The organism is Candidatus Sordicultor fermentans, assembly GCF_012728195.1.
GTDB classification, from domain to species: domain Bacteria; phylum Atribacterota; class Atribacteria; order Atribacterales; family Caldatribacteriaceae; genus Sordicultor; species Sordicultor fermentans.
In genome coordinates, this window is record NZ_JAAYFP010000078.1 from 15,667 (window position 1) to 31,359 (window position 15,693).

20 protein-coding genes and 1 tRNA gene are annotated in these 15,693 nt (G+C 41.7%); 3 read left to right on the plus strand and 18 right to left on the minus strand.

From position 1 onward, the window contains the following. Nucleotides 1-95 precede the first annotated feature (95 nt). On the plus strand, nucleotides 96-740 hold the full coding sequence (locus GXZ17_RS03500) for a bifunctional 4-hydroxy-2-oxoglutarate aldolase/2-dehydro-3-deoxy-phosphogluconate aldolase (protein WP_409375903.1): 645 nt from the start codon (nucleotides 96-98) through the stop codon (nucleotides 738-740). Here GXZ17_RS03500 and GXZ17_RS03505 read toward each other — a convergent pair. Genes GXZ17_RS03505 through GXZ17_RS03520 form a run of 4 tightly spaced genes read right to left on the minus strand, consistent with a single transcriptional unit; the run spans nucleotide 737 to nucleotide 4,561 of the window. Then, nucleotides 737-1,222 (minus strand): thermonuclease family protein, encoded by a 486-nt coding sequence (locus GXZ17_RS03505; protein ID WP_409375904.1) that lies wholly within the window; start codon nucleotides 1,220-1,222, stop codon nucleotides 737-739. The genes GXZ17_RS03500 and GXZ17_RS03505 overlap by 4 nt on opposite strands. Further along, nucleotides 1,219-2,157 (minus strand): phosphoglycerate dehydrogenase, encoded by a 939-nt coding sequence (locus GXZ17_RS03510; RefSeq protein ID WP_409375905.1) that lies wholly within the window; start codon nucleotides 2,155-2,157, stop codon nucleotides 1,219-1,221. Before GXZ17_RS03510 ends, GXZ17_RS03505 begins: the two co-directional genes overlap by 4 nt. Further along, nucleotides 2,154-2,711, minus strand: coding sequence for a LemA family protein (locus tag GXZ17_RS03515; protein ID WP_409375906.1), 558 nt, complete (start codon nucleotides 2,709-2,711; stop codon nucleotides 2,154-2,156). The genes GXZ17_RS03510 and GXZ17_RS03515 overlap by 4 nt, the downstream gene beginning before the upstream one ends. Before the next feature lie 14 nt (nucleotides 2,712-2,725). After that, entirely contained in the window at nucleotides 2,726-4,561 is a 1,836-nt protein-coding gene (locus GXZ17_RS03520; RefSeq protein WP_409375907.1) for a DUF2207 family protein, read from the minus strand. A 67-nt stretch (nucleotides 4,562-4,628) separates the two neighbouring features. On the opposite strand from GXZ17_RS03520, the gene GXZ17_RS03525 reads away from it, so the two are divergent. Continuing rightward, on the plus strand, nucleotides 4,629-5,351 hold the full coding sequence (locus GXZ17_RS03525; protein ID WP_409375908.1) for a YdcF family protein: 723 nt from the start codon (nucleotides 4,629-4,631) through the stop codon (nucleotides 5,349-5,351). Here the strand turns inward: GXZ17_RS03525 and GXZ17_RS03530 are convergent. The 12 genes from GXZ17_RS03530 to thrS form a co-directional block, all read right to left on the minus strand. Then, entirely contained in the window at nucleotides 5,327-6,235 is a 909-nt protein-coding gene (locus tag GXZ17_RS03530) for a DMT family transporter (RefSeq protein ID WP_409375909.1), read from the minus strand. The two genes, GXZ17_RS03525 and GXZ17_RS03530, sit on opposite strands and share 25 nt — an antisense overlap. Nucleotides 6,236-6,272: 37 nt before the next feature. Then, nucleotides 6,273-6,650, minus strand: a complete 378-nt coding sequence (rplL, locus tag GXZ17_RS03535) for a 50S ribosomal protein L7/L12 (protein WP_409375910.1) — start codon at nucleotides 6,648-6,650, stop codon at nucleotides 6,273-6,275. Nucleotides 6,651-6,652: 2 nt separating this feature from the next. Next, on the minus strand, nucleotides 6,653-7,183 hold the full coding sequence (gene rplJ / locus GXZ17_RS03540) for a 50S ribosomal protein L10 (RefSeq protein ID WP_409375911.1): 531 nt from the start codon (nucleotides 7,181-7,183) through the stop codon (nucleotides 6,653-6,655). A gap of 191 nt (nucleotides 7,184-7,374) precedes the next feature. After that, complete coding sequence (gene rplA / locus GXZ17_RS03545; protein ID WP_409375912.1) at nucleotides 7,375-8,091, minus strand: 50S ribosomal protein L1; 717 nt, start codon at nucleotides 8,089-8,091, stop codon at nucleotides 7,375-7,377. A gap of 16 nt (nucleotides 8,092-8,107) precedes the next feature. Continuing rightward, nucleotides 8,108-8,536, minus strand: a complete 429-nt coding sequence (rplK, locus tag GXZ17_RS03550; RefSeq protein WP_409375913.1) for a 50S ribosomal protein L11 — start codon at nucleotides 8,534-8,536, stop codon at nucleotides 8,108-8,110. A gap of 18 nt (nucleotides 8,537-8,554) precedes the next feature. Further along, nucleotides 8,555-9,079, minus strand: coding sequence for a transcription termination/antitermination protein NusG (gene nusG / locus GXZ17_RS03555; protein ID WP_409375921.1), 525 nt, complete (start codon nucleotides 9,077-9,079; stop codon nucleotides 8,555-8,557). A 22-nt stretch (nucleotides 9,080-9,101) separates the two neighbouring features. After that, nucleotides 9,102-9,305: a preprotein translocase subunit SecE gene (gene secE, locus GXZ17_RS03560; protein WP_409375914.1), complete on the minus strand. Its 204-nt coding sequence runs from the start codon at nucleotides 9,303-9,305 to the stop codon at nucleotides 9,102-9,104. Between the two features lie 113 nt (nucleotides 9,306-9,418). After that, nucleotides 9,419-9,622 (minus strand): hypothetical protein, encoded by a 204-nt coding sequence (locus GXZ17_RS03565; RefSeq protein ID WP_409375915.1) that lies wholly within the window; start codon nucleotides 9,620-9,622, stop codon nucleotides 9,419-9,421. A 16-nt stretch (nucleotides 9,623-9,638) separates the two neighbouring features. After that, nucleotides 9,639-10,040 (minus strand): flavodoxin family protein, encoded by a 402-nt coding sequence (locus GXZ17_RS03570; protein ID WP_409375922.1) that lies wholly within the window; start codon nucleotides 10,038-10,040, stop codon nucleotides 9,639-9,641. A 29-nt stretch (nucleotides 10,041-10,069) separates the two neighbouring features. Continuing rightward, nucleotides 10,070-10,876 carry a 50S ribosomal protein L11 methyltransferase gene (locus GXZ17_RS03575; protein WP_409375916.1) on the minus strand — a complete coding sequence of 269 codons (807 nt, stop codon included), beginning with the start codon at nucleotides 10,874-10,876 and terminating at the stop codon, nucleotides 10,070-10,072. Further along, the gene (locus tag GXZ17_RS03580; RefSeq protein ID WP_409375917.1) at nucleotides 10,860-11,741 is read right to left on the minus strand and encodes a class I SAM-dependent methyltransferase; all 882 of its coding nucleotides are present in this window, start codon (nucleotides 11,739-11,741) and stop codon (nucleotides 10,860-10,862) included. The genes GXZ17_RS03575 and GXZ17_RS03580 overlap by 17 nt, the downstream gene beginning before the upstream one ends. Continuing rightward, the gene (gene thrS / locus GXZ17_RS03585; protein WP_409375918.1) at nucleotides 11,741-13,561 is read right to left on the minus strand and encodes a threonine--tRNA ligase; all 1,821 of its coding nucleotides are present in this window, start codon (nucleotides 13,559-13,561) and stop codon (nucleotides 11,741-11,743) included. Before thrS ends, GXZ17_RS03580 begins: the two co-directional genes overlap by 1 nt. Nucleotides 13,562-14,177: 616 nt before the next feature. On the opposite strand from thrS, the gene GXZ17_RS03590 reads away from it, so the two are divergent. Then, nucleotides 14,178-15,008, plus strand: coding sequence for an NAD(P)-binding domain-containing protein (locus GXZ17_RS03590; RefSeq protein WP_409375919.1), 831 nt, complete (start codon nucleotides 14,178-14,180; stop codon nucleotides 15,006-15,008). A gap of 101 nt (nucleotides 15,009-15,109) precedes the next feature. Here GXZ17_RS03590 and GXZ17_RS03595 read toward each other — a convergent pair whose 3' ends face one another. Both GXZ17_RS03595 and GXZ17_RS03600 read right to left on the minus strand, forming a co-directional pair. Beyond that, nucleotides 15,110-15,313 carry a hypothetical protein gene (locus tag GXZ17_RS03595; RefSeq protein ID WP_409375920.1) on the minus strand — a complete coding sequence of 68 codons (204 nt, stop codon included), beginning with the start codon at nucleotides 15,311-15,313 and terminating at the stop codon, nucleotides 15,110-15,112. Nucleotides 15,314-15,604: 291 nt separating this feature from the next. Beyond that, nucleotides 15,605-15,679 (minus strand) — tRNA-Val (locus tag GXZ17_RS03600). Nucleotides 15,680-15,693: the final 14 nt, after the last annotated feature.

Consider the following 15,693-nt stretch of genomic DNA (forward strand, 5'->3'; position numbering starts at 1 on the left):
CATTCACTTTCACAAGAAAAAAGGATTTAACCTAAGCACAGTATAGATTTTACTGGTAAAATATTGACGAAAGCCAATTTAGGAGGTAGATGAGGATGCAACTTAAAAGCCGTCAGGAAGTTAATCAATTTCTGGAAAAAAGTAAAATCATTGCCATCATCAGAGCTCAGGAAGCACAATCACTTACTGAAGCCGTAACAGCGCTCCGAGAGGGAGGAATAAACTGCATTGAGGTTACGATGACCACCCCCGGAGCACTAAATATCTTAGAAGAAGTAAGTAATAAAGTGGAAGGAGTGCTCCTTGGCGCCGGAACAGTTCTCGACTCAGAAACGGCGCGATTGTGCATTTTAAGTGGAGCTCGATTTTTAGTTACTCCTTCTCTCAACTTTTCCGTGATTGAAATGGCTCATCGCTACGATGTTCCCATAATTCCAGGAGCCTTAACTCCCACTGAAATTCTTGGAGCCTGGGAAAAAGGTGCAGATGTGGTTAAAGTATTTCCTGCTGGAAGCTTAGGCCCAGGCTATATTAAAGATTTAAAAGGGCCCTTCCCCCAGATCAAGCTTTGTCCCACCGGAGGAGTCAATCTGGATAATCTCTCTTCTTTCTTAAAAGCAGGAGCCAGTTGTGTGGGAGTGGGAGGAGCGTTGGTTAAGAACGAGTTTCTCCGGGAGAAAAAATGGGGAGAGCTAAAAGAACTGGCCAGAAAGTTCCAGGAAGCAGCCCAGAATAGCTAATCGGCCCACAAACCAATTTTCGCCTGGCGCGCTTCTCTTTCCAGTTGCAAAAAGCGCTCAGCATACTTTACATTAGGAGGAAAGGTGGCCACACGGGCATAACCGTTGGCCACCAGCCATTCATTAACCATTAAATCATCCACATAAACATAGGCTAAAATTCTCCCATAACGGTCCCGCTCTTCCACATCCAATTCCAGCCGTACTCTTTTTCCTTCTACCAGCCGACGATTAGCTTCATAGGCTTCCCGAGCATAGTATTCTACCTCTTTTTGAGGATGATGAAGCTCGGGGGTGTCTATTCCAATATAGCGCACTTTTTCTCCATTAGATAGCTCTATAGTATCTCCAGCTATAATTCTTGCTACAAGATACACACCTTTTTCTTCACTTTGAAAATAGAAAAAGAGAAAAAGGATAATTATTAAATAATATAGCCACCTGTTTTTGGAAGAGATAGAATTGCGCCGATTTCTCCTCATACCACTCGATATAGAGGCTCTTCTCCCTGTAAAACGCGGATTACATTTAAAGCCGCAATTCTTCCCATTTTTATATTGGCTTCTTTAGTGTGAGCAGAAACATGAGGAGTAACAATAACATTAGGAAGAGATAGAAGAGGACTCTCAAAAGGAGGCTCAAAAGTCAAAACATCCAAAGCTGCACCTTTGATTCTTTTCTCTTGCAAAAATCGGTAAAGTGCTTCCTCATCCACTAATTCTCCTCGAGCAGTATTTATAAGAAAAGCTTCTTCTTTCATCAAGGATAGCAGCTTCTCTCCTACCATTTTTTCTGTATCCTTCGTTAAGGGAGCGTGAAGACTGACAAAATCTGCGCTTTTAAATAAATCTTCGAGAGAAACCGAAGCAAATTCTTTATCTTCCACCACCGGGTCATAATAAATCACCTTCATTCCAAACCCCTGACCTCTTTTTCCTACTTCTTTGCCAATACGTCCCAAACCTACTATGCCTAAAACTTTATCCTCTAACTCCACTCCCAGAAAAGGGGAACTCCAGACTTTATTTTTTACCTGTTCTAAAAGAATAGGAAGCCCTCTGGCACAAGCCAGGATTAAAAGAAAAGCCATATCTGCCACTGATTGGGAGTTAGTGCCGGGAGCATTAGCCACCACTACCCCGTGTCTTTTGGCTGCTTCTAAATCGATATTGTCCACCCCCACACCGTGCTTAGAAACCACCCGTAGGTTGGAACAGCGGGAAAAAACTACCTCTCCTATCCGGTCTACCCCTACAATCACTGCCTCTGCATCTCCGATAAGTTCTGCTACTTTTCCCTCTTTTTCTGGTTCAGGGTTTTTCTTAAATACTACCTCTAAACCAGCTTGACTCAATAGTTCTCGAGGTTCATTTGAGCCCCGAGAAAAAGAACGGGCCAGTACTACTACTTGACTCATTTTTCTTCCTCCCTGAAGCTAACCTGCACTGGACCTCTACCCTCTCCCGCTTCAAAATATTCTCGGCGGGAAAATCCCAAACTTCGAGCAAAGATATTAGCAGGAAACTTTTCTATCATGGTATTGTATTTATAAACCGTATCGTTATAGAATTGGCGAGCATAAGCAATTTTATCTTCGGTCTCAGAAAGTTCTTTCTGCAGGCTCTGAAAATTCTCATTGGCTCGTAAAGCAGGATAGGCTTCTACCACAGCAAACAATTGCCTTAAAGCTCGAGTTATACCTTCCTCCGCTTCTCCTCGCTCCTGTGGAGTCTGAGCTCCCATAGCCATCTGTCGAGCTCGAGTTACATTTTCTAACACTTCTTTCTCATGAGAAGCATAACCTTTAACTGTTTCTACCAGGTTAGGGATAAGGTCATAGCGACGGCGTAACTGTACCTCTACCTGAGACCATCTGTTATCCACCCGGTTTTTGTAAACTACCAAACGATTATAAAGAACAATAAGATAAATTACCAGAATCGCCACTACCAGTAAAATAATCCAGACCATCTATATTCCTCCTTTCAACCTGCTTTGGAACTTCCTCCTCCCCCTCCACCACCTCCACCATGAGAAAACCCTCCTCCCATGGAGGTAGAAGTAGAAACCGCCTGGCGTAAGTGAACTAAATTTTCCATCCGGTTAGAAAAATTATTTAATCGGGCTAACCCATCGAGAGAAGCTAAAGTAAAAGCCGCATCTCCTGAATGATACCAGGCAGGAACTACTAAAGTCTCTCCTCTTTCTTGCGCGTAAAGCTTTAGATTTTTCAAAAGTTCCTCTGCCACTCCCAGTACTACGGCATAAACGAGGTACCGGTCCCAGATATGAAGTAAAATAGAAGGAGCTTCCCTCATCAGAGAAAAATCAGAAATAAACCTCCGGAAAGCCTGCCAGCGCTTAAATTCCAGTGCTCCTTCTCTACTCCACCGGCTAAGAGATTTTTGAGATAAAAAAGCTAAGAATAAAGTCAGAGGAATAAAGGGTATAACCAAAAAAGTTCCCCAAAAGCTATTTCCCGAGGTTAAGGCAAAAAAGACATAAAATATCGCTATCCCACTATAAATCATCCCCAGAACAAAAAACTGAGTCTTCTTAACCTCTGAGATTGGGTCTAAAAGAGGGAAAAAGTGTTCCTCCCAAAAGCTTCTTGCTTCTTCTCCCCATTTTTCTATAAAATATAAAAAGTTACTTTTATCCCCCCTGAATTCCTTACCCCACTCTTCAATATCCAAAGTAGAAACATTCTTCCCGTCTTTAGAAATACGGTGCAGAAGGTCTAAAACTTCTTGCTCTAAAGGTAACAGAGCATCATCCTTCTCTTTAGATGCTCCTTTCCCGGTAAAAGTAAAATTCAAATAATCTTTTTTGCCTATAAGCTTCTTTTCCTCTTTTTCTTCTACTTCCAGATATCCCCGACGAGCCAGGTCTAAAATGGTAGCTAAAAAAGCTCTACTCATTATCGAGGGAGAAGCTCCCTGCTGATTTAATATGCTTCCGAGAAGAGAAGGAGAAATATCCCGGGGAGGCTCCTGTTCATATTCTCTTTCATAGTCCACTTGGGGTTCTTTACCGTAGCGAAAATAGTAATAAAAGAAAAGAAGGAAATAAAAAATACCTCCCAAAACTAAAAGAAAAGAGAGAAACACTGTCAATCCGGAAACCTGCGGTCCCTGGCTGATGAGTTTCTCTTCTTCTTGAAGAATTTTTTCATATCTATTTTCAGCCAGAAGAGGAAGAAGAGGAAAAATGTGCGGTTCAAGGAGCAGGCGAGCTTCCACAAAAGCATCAGAAGGAATAGAAGAGAGATAAAAATCGACTCTCTTGTAATCAGGAGAAAAGACTATTTCCCCTGGCTCTGCCTTTGTGTGAACGAAAAGCTTTAAAAGCTCGGGACTGGCCTGAGGAAGGAAAAAAGAGGTCTGTAAATTCTTCACCTCTGCATGCTCATCTTCTAAAACTTTCCAGTAAAATTCTGCCACATCCTGGTAGCGTTTCACTGCCTGGCGCAAGATGTATTTTATTTTAAAACCTCTGGTTTCATTTTCTGCCTGGTAAAACCACTTGAGAGATTTATTATTTGCTCCCTCTTCTACCTGGAAAGAAAGTGGCTCTCCAGTTTCTATACTCCACACTCCCGAAAAATCGATATCCTCCACTCCCCGGAGGTATATGGTAAGCTGAGCCCAAGAAAAACTACCCGAAAAGGAAAAGTAGCGCTCCTCTTCTACCTCTACATCTCCGTTCTCCTTTAAAACAAAACTTTGATTGATGGAGGGATGAAAATAAGATTTAGAAAAAGCAGGGGAGAGCTGAAGAAAAAGAATTAAAATTAAAAAGGGTAAGATTAGCTTCTTCATATTTCCTCCCTGATATAGTAAACTTTCGCTAATATATCATAAACTAAGGAGAAACAAAATAAAAATTATGTTCTTTTTGCAAAAGTTTTTAGGAGCTTTCTTTACTTTACCGGGAATATTAGTCACTGTGCCTCTCTGCTTATTCCTGCGGAGCTTAATAAAGAAAAAAGCTACCTGGTCGTTTTTATTTCTGGCGCTATTGACTTATTTTTTCTCTATCGGCGGGGGCCTTTACCTTCTACCCCGGGAAGCTCCGTCCAGAGATGCAACCGCTACTCCTCAAGCTATAGTAGTATTGGGAGGAGGACAAGTTTCTTCTTTTCTTCGCACCTATCAGGCCTTTCTCCTGTGGGAAAAAGAACAAATACCTCTAATTTTAAGTGGAGGAAAAATAGAAAAAGGAGGCAAAACTTCTGAAGCTGAAATTATGAAAGAGTTACTCCTGAGCTGGAAAGTAAAAGAAGAATACATATACCTTGAACCCGCATCTCGCACTACCTGGGAAAATGCCCTCTACACTACAGAAATATTGCGAGAAAAAGGCTGGCAAAATTTTTACCTGGTAACCTCAGAAGTCCACCTAAAAAGAGCTTGCTTTTCTTTCCACCATCTCTATCCCGAAGCTCACATTGTCCCGGTGAGCTCTAATCCTGTTTACAACTTCAGTACTTTTTCCTGGATGGATTTTCTACCCAGTGGAGAAGCTTTTTCCGCCTGGATAGAGATAATCCACGAATATGCCGGTTATCTCTTTTACCGGATAGTTTATGGCGTCAGTTCCTCTACCTGAGGTTTTCTGTTAACCAACCAGAGGCCCAAACTGATGAAAGCCATCCCTAAAAAGACCTGCCACCCTAAGGGTTCGCCAAAAATCATCCAGGCAGCAATTACACCGACTACCTGGGTAATATATTGAGAAGAAACAGTGCGTGTCGCTCCAATTTCCCTCACACACTGCATCCAGATAATATAAGCTACTAAAGAAGAAAGAACTACAGAGTAAGAAAGAGATAGTAAAAGAGAAAAACTAAAGTCTTCCGCTCTTATCTGAAGAGTTTCCCCTATACATATCGGAAACATAAACATCAATCCCCAGAGGATACTCCAAGTAGAAGTTTTAAGAGGAGAATATTTTTTCACCATATTCTTGCCAAAATAAGAATAAAGCCCCCAAGAGATGGCAGCCCCCAAAGTCAATAAGTCTCCATATAAAACAGATTCAGAAGAATAATCTCCACTCCCTCCCTGGCTCACTAAAAACATCACTCCCCCAAAGCCTACAATTACCCCTAATAAATTTATTCCTCCTACCAACTCTTCTTTCCGCAAAAAAGCTACTAAAGATACCACCACCGGAGAAAGAGACAAAATAAGAGCAGAATGGGAAGCCAGGCTAAGCTTAAGCCCGTAGCTCCACAGAGGCTGATAAATCCCGAATCCTAAAAGACCCAGAAATAAAAAATAAGGAAGGTCTTTTACCTCTACCCAGGGATTCTTCTCGGTGATATACAGAACAAAAAACATAAGCAAAGCACTGAGTATAAAGCGCAAGAAAGAAAAAGCCAGGGGACCAATGGCCATAATCCCCATTTTAACCACGCTGAAATTAAATCCCCAGATGAGAGAAACCAGAATTAATAAAAAATAAGGATGGGAGAGATATTTTTTATCCAAAGCAGATTTAAAAAGAGGGGCTTTACAGCCCCTCTTTTTATTTAACTTCTATTTCTGCACCTACTGCTTCTAATTTAGCCCTAATTTCTTCTGCTTCTTCTTTGCTAATCCCTTCTTTAACCGGACGAGGAGCGTTATCCACCAGCTCTTTGGCTTCTTTCAATCCTAAACCAGTGATAGCCCGTACTTCTTTGATAACTTGAAGCTTCTGGTCTCCTACCCCTTTCAGCACCACATCAAACTCAGTTTTTTCTTCCACTTCAGGAGCAGCAGCTCCCTGCGTTCCTGCTGCAGCCATCTGAGCTACAGGCATAGCCGCCGAAACTCCGAATTTCTCTTCCAGAGCTTTTACCAATTCAGCCAGCTCCAGAACAGTCATTTTTTCAATAGATTCAATAATTTCTTCTTTAGTCATGATTAATCCTCCTTCTGAGCATTCTTTTTCTCTTCAATAGCTTGCAAAACTCCCACTAAGCTTCGCAATAATCCTTGCAAAACTCCCACCAAACCAGTAATAGGGGCTTTCATTCCTCCTACTACCTGAGCAATTAATTGCTCCCGAGAAGGAAGTTGAGCCAGACGCTTAATTTCTTCGGGCTTTAAAGGGTTACGATTCAGCCAACCCCCTTTGACTTCCAGCTGAGGCAGTTTTTTACCAGCATCGGCCAATAACTTCGCTATTTGTACCGCATCCAGATAAGAAAAAGCAAAGGCGTTTTGCCCTCTCATGAGTTCATCATCATAGGGAATGCCCGCCTTATCGAGAGCAATGCGAGCCAGAGTATTCTTAACTACTTTTATCTCTCCCTGGGCATTCTTCAAGCTTCGACGTAACTCGTTCATACTCTCCACTTTAATTCCCTGGTAATTAACTACAAACACTGCCTCGCTCTTTTGTAGTTTCTCATATACTTCCTGCCAGATTTTTTCTTTATCTACTTTTTGCAAGAATTACCTACCTCCTTCCCATAAAAAAAGACCCTTCCGGGGGAAGAGTCTTTTTTGGTCAATTTCCAACCTTCACTTCTCTCGCGAGCCTTACCATGCTCGCCAGAGAAAAGATTCCTACTCTTGCCTCCCCAGGATATTTAAGCTAAATGCCCCCGGTTCTCAGGCCTGTATTTAAATGTCTTATTATATTATGCTACCCTCTTCTCTAAACTCTCTAACGCTAATTTGGGGTCTACCGGGATACCTGGCCCCATAGTCGAGGAAATAACTATCTTCTTGATATAGCGCCCTCGAGAAGCAGGCGGCTTTAACCGTACCACGGCATCCAGCAAAGCGCAAAAATTATCCAGCAAATGTTCCACCGGAAAAGATGCCTTTCCTATAGGAGCATGGACGTTACCATAACGATCATTGCGAATCTCTATTCGTCCCGCCTTTATTTCTTTTACCGCTTCAGCTACATCAAAGGTTACCGTTCCCGTTTTGGCGTTAGGCATCAGACCCCGCGGCCCTAAAACTTTACCCAGCTTTCCCACTACCCTCATCATGTCCGGAGTGGCCACTGCGGCATCAAATTCTAACCAGCCGCTCTGAATTTTATCTGCCAGCTCTTCTCCCCCTACATAATCAGCTCCTGCTTCCTGTGCTTCCCGAGCTTTTTCCCCTTGAGCGAAAACTAAAACGCGTACTTTTTTGCCCACCCCATGAGGAAGGGAAACCGCGCCTCTAACCTGCTGGTCAGATTGCTTAGGGTCAATTCCCAGATTTATAGCCACTTCTATTGTTTCATCAAAACGGGCATTAGCAGTCTCTTTCACGAGGCGAATAGCCGTCTCCGGGTCATACAACTTACCTGCTTCTATATTATTTTTTGCTGTCAAATATCTCTTACCTCTATCTGCCATTATCCATTCCTCCTCATTACCCTTCTATGACTTCTACTCCCATACTTCTGGCTGTCCCCTCTATGATCTTAACTGCTCCTTCTAAGTCACTGGCGTTAAGATCGGGCATCTTTTTCTCGGCAATTTCCCGAATCTTAGAGCGAGGAATTTTACCCACTTTTACCCGATTAGGTTCTCCCGAACCTTTTTCCACCCCCACAGCCTGCTTAATCAAAAAAGAAGCAGGGGGGGTTTTGCATATAAAAGTAAAAGAGCGATCTCCGTATATAGTAATCTCTACCGGAATTAATACCCCTCGGTCTTTTTCCGTAGCAGCGTTGAAAGCCTTACAGAACTCCATTATGTTAACTCCATGCTGACCTAACGCCGGACCCACTGGAGGAGCAGGGGTAGCCATTCCTCCCGGGATTTGCAATTTTACTACTGCTATTATTTTTTTTGCCATTCTTTCTCTGCCACCTCTTTACAGTTTCTCAACATCAGAAAAATCCAGTTCTACTGGCGTCTCTCGACCAAAAATGGAAAGAAGTACGGTCATCTTGCCTTTTTCCTGGTCTACGCTTTCCACAGTCCCGGTATAGTTCAAAAAGGGACCGGCAATTACTTTCACCATCTCTCCCTTTTCTACATCCAGCCGGGGAACTCCTTTTTCTACCCCGGTCTGACGCAAAATTACGCTAACCTCTTCCTCATTTAAAGGTTCAGGCTTCATACCTGACCCTACAAAACCAGTGACTCCCGGAGTATTGCGCACCACATACCAGGAACGATCGTTCATTATCATCTCCACCATAACATACCCCGGGAAAACCTTTTTCTTGGTAAACCTCTTCTTTCCCCTCTTCACCTCTATTGCTTCTTCCATGGGAACGACTACCCGAAAAATCTGGTCCTGCATGCCCATAGAAGTAATTCTCCGTTCCAGATTAGCTTTTACTTTGTGTTCGCTACCCGCTAAGGTATGAACCACATACCACTGTTTTGACATTTCTATTTCATTCACTACTACATCACCTTAGATAAAGATTCACTAAAAAAGTGAGCAATAAATCTACTGCCCCTAAAAACGCTCCCGCCAGCACAATAACTACCAACACAGTCAAAGTATTATTCCAGAGCTCTTTCTTGCTAGGCCAGGTTACTTTACGTAATTCATTCCAAGCATCACGAAAATACTGTTTCAGCGAACGAAACCATTTGCCCAACCGTTTCACCCATCCTTCTACATTACACTTTTAGGAAAAATCAACTTCCTCTAGCCCAAAGCCACTGAGGAATTATAAGTTTTTTCTTCTTATCTGTCAATTAAACTACCAATGTTTATCTTTTAAGGTTCTGAAGTTTTCTTCTCTGCTTTATCTGCCCGCTCTATTTCTGCATCTATAAAAGCACGCATAGCTTTCAGCACTTCTACTCTTGCTTGAGAAAAATGCTTGCGAGCTTCCTCATTGAGGAAAGGGCTTAAAACTTTTTCCATGGGCTTAAAAAATATCTCTTCAAACACCTCTCGGGCTCTTTCCTTTTCCTCCATAGTCTTCACCTCCCTATCACTTCAGGTGTCTTTTGACCAGGTCTTCTGCTTCTTTCTCGCCTTTTAGTGCCTCAAAATCCACCACAAAAGCTCCCTGTGATTCCATTTTAGACATTAATTTCTTTAAAGCCTTATCTGTTCCAAACAGGTTAGGACGAACATAAGCTACCGCCCTTTTACCTTCCATTCCACTTGCTCCTTGCAAAAAGTTTACTACCTCCTGAGATATTTTGCCTCCCCACAAGCTCAAAACTTGAGAACCAACAAATATCAAATCAAAAGGGCGCAAACTAACCGGAGAGGTGGTATCTTCTGCTTCAATAACTTTTACCGTCCAACCCTCTTTTTCAAAGATACCAACCATATAACGGGCCAGATTGGCTACACGTTTATCTTTGCTACTGTGAATAAAAGCCACTCGCAAAAATCCATTCACCTCCTTTCATATTATAATACATTTTGCGATTTCTTATAAGCAACTGTAACCCAGGAGGAATCTACTTTGATTTCTTTTTCTTTCAAACTCAGCATTTTAGCTTTTTCTTGAAGAAGAGAAAAATCTTTCTCTTCTCCTCCTGAGAGAACCAGAATGCCTTCTTCGTTAAGCAAGTTGTTCATAGTTTCCAAATGGAGAAGATGAAAATTAGTCCCGATATTACACACTATAAAATCAAAGTTTTCTTTTATTTCTTCTATTTCCTCCTCTTTAAAGTTTACTCGAGAAAAATCTATATCGTTTAAAGATAAATTACGCCTCAGCTCTTCTCCGGCATGGGGGTCGATATCTAAAGCTACAATTCTTCCCCCCTCAAGCTTTGCCGCTAAAATGGAAAGAATACCCGAGCCACTTCCCACATCCAGAAAACTCTGTCCTCTTTGAAAGTATTTATCTATCATATATAAACACCAGTAAGTGGTGGGATGTTGACCGGTGCCGAAAGCATAAGCAGGGTAAATCACAAGCTCCACAGCCGCGCCTTGCGGGTCTTCCCAGGGGGGCCTCACCACTATTCTTTCTCCCACCCGGATGGGCTTAAAACTCTCTCGCCATTTATAAGCCCATTCCCCTTCTCCCTCCTCTTCTTCTCTACCTTTCACTCCCGGGGGAAGGACAATGGAGTTTTCCGAGTAAACTATCATCTCATCAAACCCTGACTCCCATACCCCTAATATATTTTGTTCTTGTAACTGAAGCAGGAGTTTTTCCTTTTCTTCTTCTTTTATAGTTATTATAGTTTTAAACCATTTCTTCATTGCTATTTCTTCTTTCTCCTACCACTAAAAGTCCTGAAGCTACTTTTGCTCCCACTCCCAATACTTCAAACAGAGCATCATACTCTCGAGAGAATTCTAAAAACTCCTTATACAGAGAGGGATTATTCACTATTTTCTTTAAAGTACGAGGAGGCAGGAGTCGAGCCAGAGTTCCCGAAGCCACCACCCGCAAAGGTCTAAACCCCTCCTCTATTAAATCATCTAAAATTTCAGAAGGGGTAAAAGCATGCAGAGGGGGAAAAATATAGCGATAAAGGAGAGGAATTTTCTCCTCTAAGTTTTCCCAGAAAGAAGGATGATCCCAGTTACCTTCTCTAAAAAAACGACGAGAAATCTCCAAGCTATTTCTGAATCGCAATTCCGTCTCCACTGCTACTGGAACCTGTCCCCACCGATTTACTACCGAAACGATTAGCTTATCTTTAGTTACTCTCCCCAGCTCCTCGAGAGCCCTTTTTTGCTCCGGATAAGCATAGGAAACAGGGGCATCCAGAGAAATAGTAAGATCAAAATAACGGTCAGAAAAAGAGGACAGATCTTGCACCTTCCCTACCTGAAACTCGATGGAAGAAACACCCCTGTCCCCTGCTAATTTTTTAGCTTCTTCTATCATCCGGGGAGAAAGGTCAAGATGAGTAACCTGGCATCCTCTTTCTGCTAAAGGAATAGAATAGCGTCCATAGCCTCCTCCGGCATCCAGAACCTTCAATCCTGGTTGTAAAAAAGGCTCTATTTCTAACCATACGAGATCCGTGTGAATCCTTTTTTCCCAGTTTTTATCCCGCTTTTTTTCTCTTTTTACCCCTCCATTCCAAAAAAGGCGATGAGAAGTTTCTCCCTTCACTAATCAACCACCTTTTCTTCTATCTCCCGCTTTAGATTCTTCAATAATTCATCCAGGGTGAAAGAGCCTATGTCCCCTTTTTTACGTTTCCGGATACTCAGTGTCCGGTTCTCCATCTCCCGGTCTCCAATGATAGCAAGGTAAGGAACTTTTTCCACTTCTGCTTTTCTGATTTTAGCCCCCAGAGTGGCATTTTCGTCATTAATCTCCACTCGTATTTCTTCGCTAAAAATAATGTCTTTTATTTCCCGGGCATAATCGATATGTCTTTCGGCGATAGGCAAAATTACCACCTGCACTGGTGCTAACCACAGGGGGAAAGCTCCGGCAAATTGCTCAATTAAAATACCTAAGAATCTTTCGATACTTCCTAAAACTGTTCGGTGGAGCATCACCGGTCGGTGGCGGTTTCCATCTTCTCCAATGTAGTACAGGTCAAATTTTTCAGGCATAGCAAAATCCAGCTGAATAGTTCCACACTGCCATCTTCTTCCCAGACAATCACGGAGATGAAAATCAATCTTTGGCCCGTAAAAAGCTCCTTCTCCCGGGTTAACTCGATAGTCAACTTCTAACTCTCTTAGCGCTTCTTCTAACGACCGGGTAGCCAGATCCCACATCTCATCAGACCCCATGGAGTTCTCAGGACGAGTGCTCAACCCTACTTCATAAGTAAAATCAAACAGGCGGTAAAAATAATCAGCTAACTCAATTACCCCTATAATTTCCTGTTTTACCTGGTGAGGCTCCATAAAGATATGGGCATCGTCTTGAGTGAAACACCGTACTCTCATTAACCCGTGCAAAACTCCGGAAAGCTCATGACGATGAACCAACCCTAACTCTGCCCACCGTAAGGGTAGCTCTCGATAGCTATGCAGCTGGCTTTTAAAAATTAAAATCCCCCCGGGACAATTCATGGGTTTTATAGCAAAATCCCGGTCATCGATTTTAGTAAAATACATATTATCCCGGTAGTGTTCCCAATGGCCGGATTGTTCCCAGAGAGCCCGTTCTAAAATCATAGGAGTTTTTACTTCCTGATAACCCCGCTTTAAGTGTTCCCTGCGCCATAAGTCTAAAAGAGCATTGATAACCACCATCCCCCGAGGGTGAAAGAAGGGAAAACCAGGACCTTCTTCGTGCAGACTGAATAAATCCAGCTCTCTTCCCAAGCGACGATGGTCTCTTCTTTTAGCTTCTTCTCTCCGCTTCAAGAACTCTTGCAATTTCTCCTCCGAATCAAAAGAAATTCCATATATCCGCTGAAGCATGGGGTTATCCTCTCTTCCCCGCCAGTAGGCTCCCGAAACGCTTAAAAGCTTAAAAGCTTTTATGTAGCCAGTAGAAGGTACATGAGGCCCCCGGCAGAGGTCTAAGAATTCTCCCTGTTCATAAAGGGTTACTTTGCTCTCTTCTATCTCTTCTAAAATTTCTACTTTATAAGTTTCTCCTCTTTCGGCAAATATTTTTTGCGCTTCCTCCTTAGAAACTTCTTTTCGCCGAAAAGGAAGGTCTTCCTGGATAATTTTTCTCATTTCTTTTTCTATCTCTTCTAAGTCTTCGTCGGTCAAAGGACGAGGAATATCAAAATCGTAGTAAAAACCTTCCTCAATAGCTGGACCAATGGCCAGCTTGGCTTCGGGAAACAATCTCTTTACCGCCTGAGCCATGATATGGGAAGTACTATGCCAGTAAATTTCTCTACCTGCTTCATCGGCAAAAGAGAGGTAATTTTTTACTTTCTCCTCTTCCCCTATATCCACCAAACGACCATCTTCGGTAACCGCAGCGATGGCTTCTTTAGATTTCACGTTCATAAATTTTCCTCCTTATATATAGTAGCTCTCCTACTTCCGATATCCTGCATTTTATCACTTCATTTAAACCACTTTTGAGCACAAATTATTATATTTAATATATTACCACATCGCTGAAAAATCCGGGATATATATCCTGTGGATAATAAAATTAAGGCATCAATGAGAGCTCATCCCCTCATTTCCAGTAGCAGCTTTCCGAGAAAGACATTTACCAGGTGATACAACTATCATCTTGCGTAGCCCTCGAAAAATTCCCGGCAGTCAAACGGGTACGGAAATAAATCGCTGAGCTTCGTAACCACCTCTCCGAAAGTAGCACATAAATATATACACCACTTGCAAAGAACATAAGGGCTCGCCGGAACAGCAACCAATAACAATAGGTTTTGAAAAAACGGATGGTTTTTAAATGGACATTTTCCAGGCACGGCTTTTTAAACAGACGTTCTTTAACAGACAGTTTTTAAACGCAACAAGCTTGTTGTTAGCCAAACCGCAAAAGATTCAAAAACACTCTTGCATTTCTAAATTGACGGATGTTATGAATAGTAGGTATAATCAATGTTAGCTTGACGCCTTAGGCGCTGAATGAAGAAAAGGACAAGAGAAAATTATGGAAAAGAAAATAGCAATAATTGGCTGCGGAAGCATGGGAAAAATGCTTCTGGAAAAAATAATCAATTCTAAAATAATACCAGAAGACAATTTATTCGTAGCAAACCGTACACTTGAAAAAATACAAGTTTTAAAAGAAAAGTATAAGAATATGCATATTTGCAGAACAAACAAAGAAGCAGCAGAAAATTCAGATATTATCTTCATCTGCGTAAGACCATCAGATATAAAGACCGTTCTGCTGGAAATAAGAGATGTGCTTGATAATAGCAAACATATCATTTCATTAAACGGAAGTATTTTATTCGAACAAATAGAAACAGTATGTAAAAATAATAAAATATCGAAGGTAATTCCAAGCGTTACCGCAGAAGTAAATGAATCACAAACATTAGTATGCCATAATAGTAAAGTAACCAAAGAAGATGAAATAGTATTAAATAAAATATTGGGAACATTTGGAAAAGTAATAGAGCTTCCAGAAAATGAAATGGGAATAGGAGCAGAGGTGGTAAGCTGCATGCCAGGATTCATTGCAGCAATATTCAATGAAATTGTCGTTGTAGCGCAAGAACATACCAAAATACCAGAAGAACAGATAACAAACATGCTACTAAATACAATGATGGGAACGAGCAAGTTAATGCTGGAAAATAAGTTATCGTTCGAAGAGGTTATTACCAGAGTTGCTACTAAAGGCGGAATTACGGAAGAAGGTACAAAGGTAATACATGAGAAATTACCAGGAATAGTAAAAGAAATGTTTGAGAAAACATTAGAGAAAAGAAAATTAACAACAGAAAATGCCATAAAAGCATTTAATAGTTAAGCATACAAAAGCTAATACCCGCATCAAGCATACTTACAGTCAGCCGTGAAGGTAAAAGTCATCCCTCTCCTAATGAAAGCCTTAATTAAGTAGCCCACCACTTAAACCAATGATAGACGCTCATGCTGCTTTGCAGCACCAGATGACAATGAAAACATGAGGTCTATTCTTGCAGCTTTTTGTTTTTTTAAATCTTTGCCTTTTATTTTTAGTTTTTGTCTTTCGGGGATTATAGGGGGCTCTGCTCCCTTATTGTCTGTTCTGTCATTCCCGAAATCTTCAATCGGGAATCCAGATATTTTCATCCTGAAACAATTTAGATTCCTGATAGAGACATTCAGGAATGACGGCTGAAGGAATGATTAGCGCATTCAGGAATGACGGACGCGGAGGTTTTTTCTCCGGGTTATTTTGATCTTTTTCTTTTGTCTTTATGTTTCTTGCTTTTTCGGGGGTTATAAGGGGGCTTCGCCCCCTTATTGCCGTTTACAGGATAGATGGATACTTAATACGAAAGAAGACCATGGACTATTGATAGAAGGGGAGGGAAATTTTTTAAACCTTTAAGGAAGGCTTTTTTTTCTTTTATCTACTTCTGGTGGGCGACACTGGACTCGAACCAGTGGCCTCTTCCGCGTCAAGGAAGCATTCTCCCTCTGAACTAGTCGCCCACTAACCATTTTCT

Excerpts from the sequence above, each read along its gene's own strand:
- GXZ17_RS03500 (WP_409375903.1), top strand. The coding sequence starts at position 96 with ATGCAACTTAAAAGCCGTCAGGAAGTTAATCAATTTCTGGAAAAAAGT.
- GXZ17_RS03505 (WP_409375904.1), bottom strand. The coding sequence starts at position 1,222 with ATGAGGAGAAATCGGCGCAATTCTATCTCTTCCAAAAACAGGTGGCTA.
- GXZ17_RS03510 (WP_409375905.1), bottom strand. The coding sequence starts at position 2,157 with ATGAGTCAAGTAGTAGTACTGGCCCGTTCTTTTTCTCGGGGCTCAAAT.
- GXZ17_RS03515 (WP_409375906.1), bottom strand. The coding sequence starts at position 2,711 with ATGGTCTGGATTATTTTACTGGTAGTGGCGATTCTGGTAATTTATCTT.
- GXZ17_RS03520 (WP_409375907.1), bottom strand. The coding sequence starts at position 4,561 with ATGAAGAAGCTAATCTTACCCTTTTTAATTTTAATTCTTTTTCTTCAG.
- GXZ17_RS03525 (WP_409375908.1), top strand. The coding sequence starts at position 4,629 with ATGTTCTTTTTGCAAAAGTTTTTAGGAGCTTTCTTTACTTTACCGGGA.
- rplL (WP_409375910.1), bottom strand. The coding sequence starts at position 6,650 with ATGACTAAAGAAGAAATTATTGAATCTATTGAAAAAATGACTGTTCTG.
- rplA (WP_409375912.1), bottom strand. The coding sequence starts at position 8,091 with ATGGCAGATAGAGGTAAGAGATATTTGACAGCAAAAAATAATATAGAA.
- rplK (WP_409375913.1), bottom strand. The coding sequence starts at position 8,536 with ATGGCAAAAAAAATAATAGCAGTAGTAAAATTGCAAATCCCGGGAGGA.
- nusG (WP_409375921.1), bottom strand. The coding sequence starts at position 9,079 with ATGTCAAAACAGTGGTATGTGGTTCATACCTTAGCGGGTAGCGAACAC.
- GXZ17_RS03565 (WP_409375915.1), bottom strand. The coding sequence starts at position 9,622 with ATGGAGGAAAAGGAAAGAGCCCGAGAGGTGTTTGAAGAGATATTTTTT.
- GXZ17_RS03575 (WP_409375916.1), bottom strand. The coding sequence starts at position 10,876 with ATGAAGAAATGGTTTAAAACTATAATAACTATAAAAGAAGAAGAAAAG.
- thrS (WP_409375918.1), bottom strand. The coding sequence starts at position 13,561 with ATGAACGTGAAATCTAAAGAAGCCATCGCTGCGGTTACCGAAGATGGT.
- GXZ17_RS03590 (WP_409375919.1), top strand. The coding sequence starts at position 14,178 with ATGGAAAAGAAAATAGCAATAATTGGCTGCGGAAGCATGGGAAAAATG.
- GXZ17_RS03595 (WP_409375920.1), bottom strand. The coding sequence starts at position 15,313 with ATGAAAATATCTGGATTCCCGATTGAAGATTTCGGGAATGACAGAACA.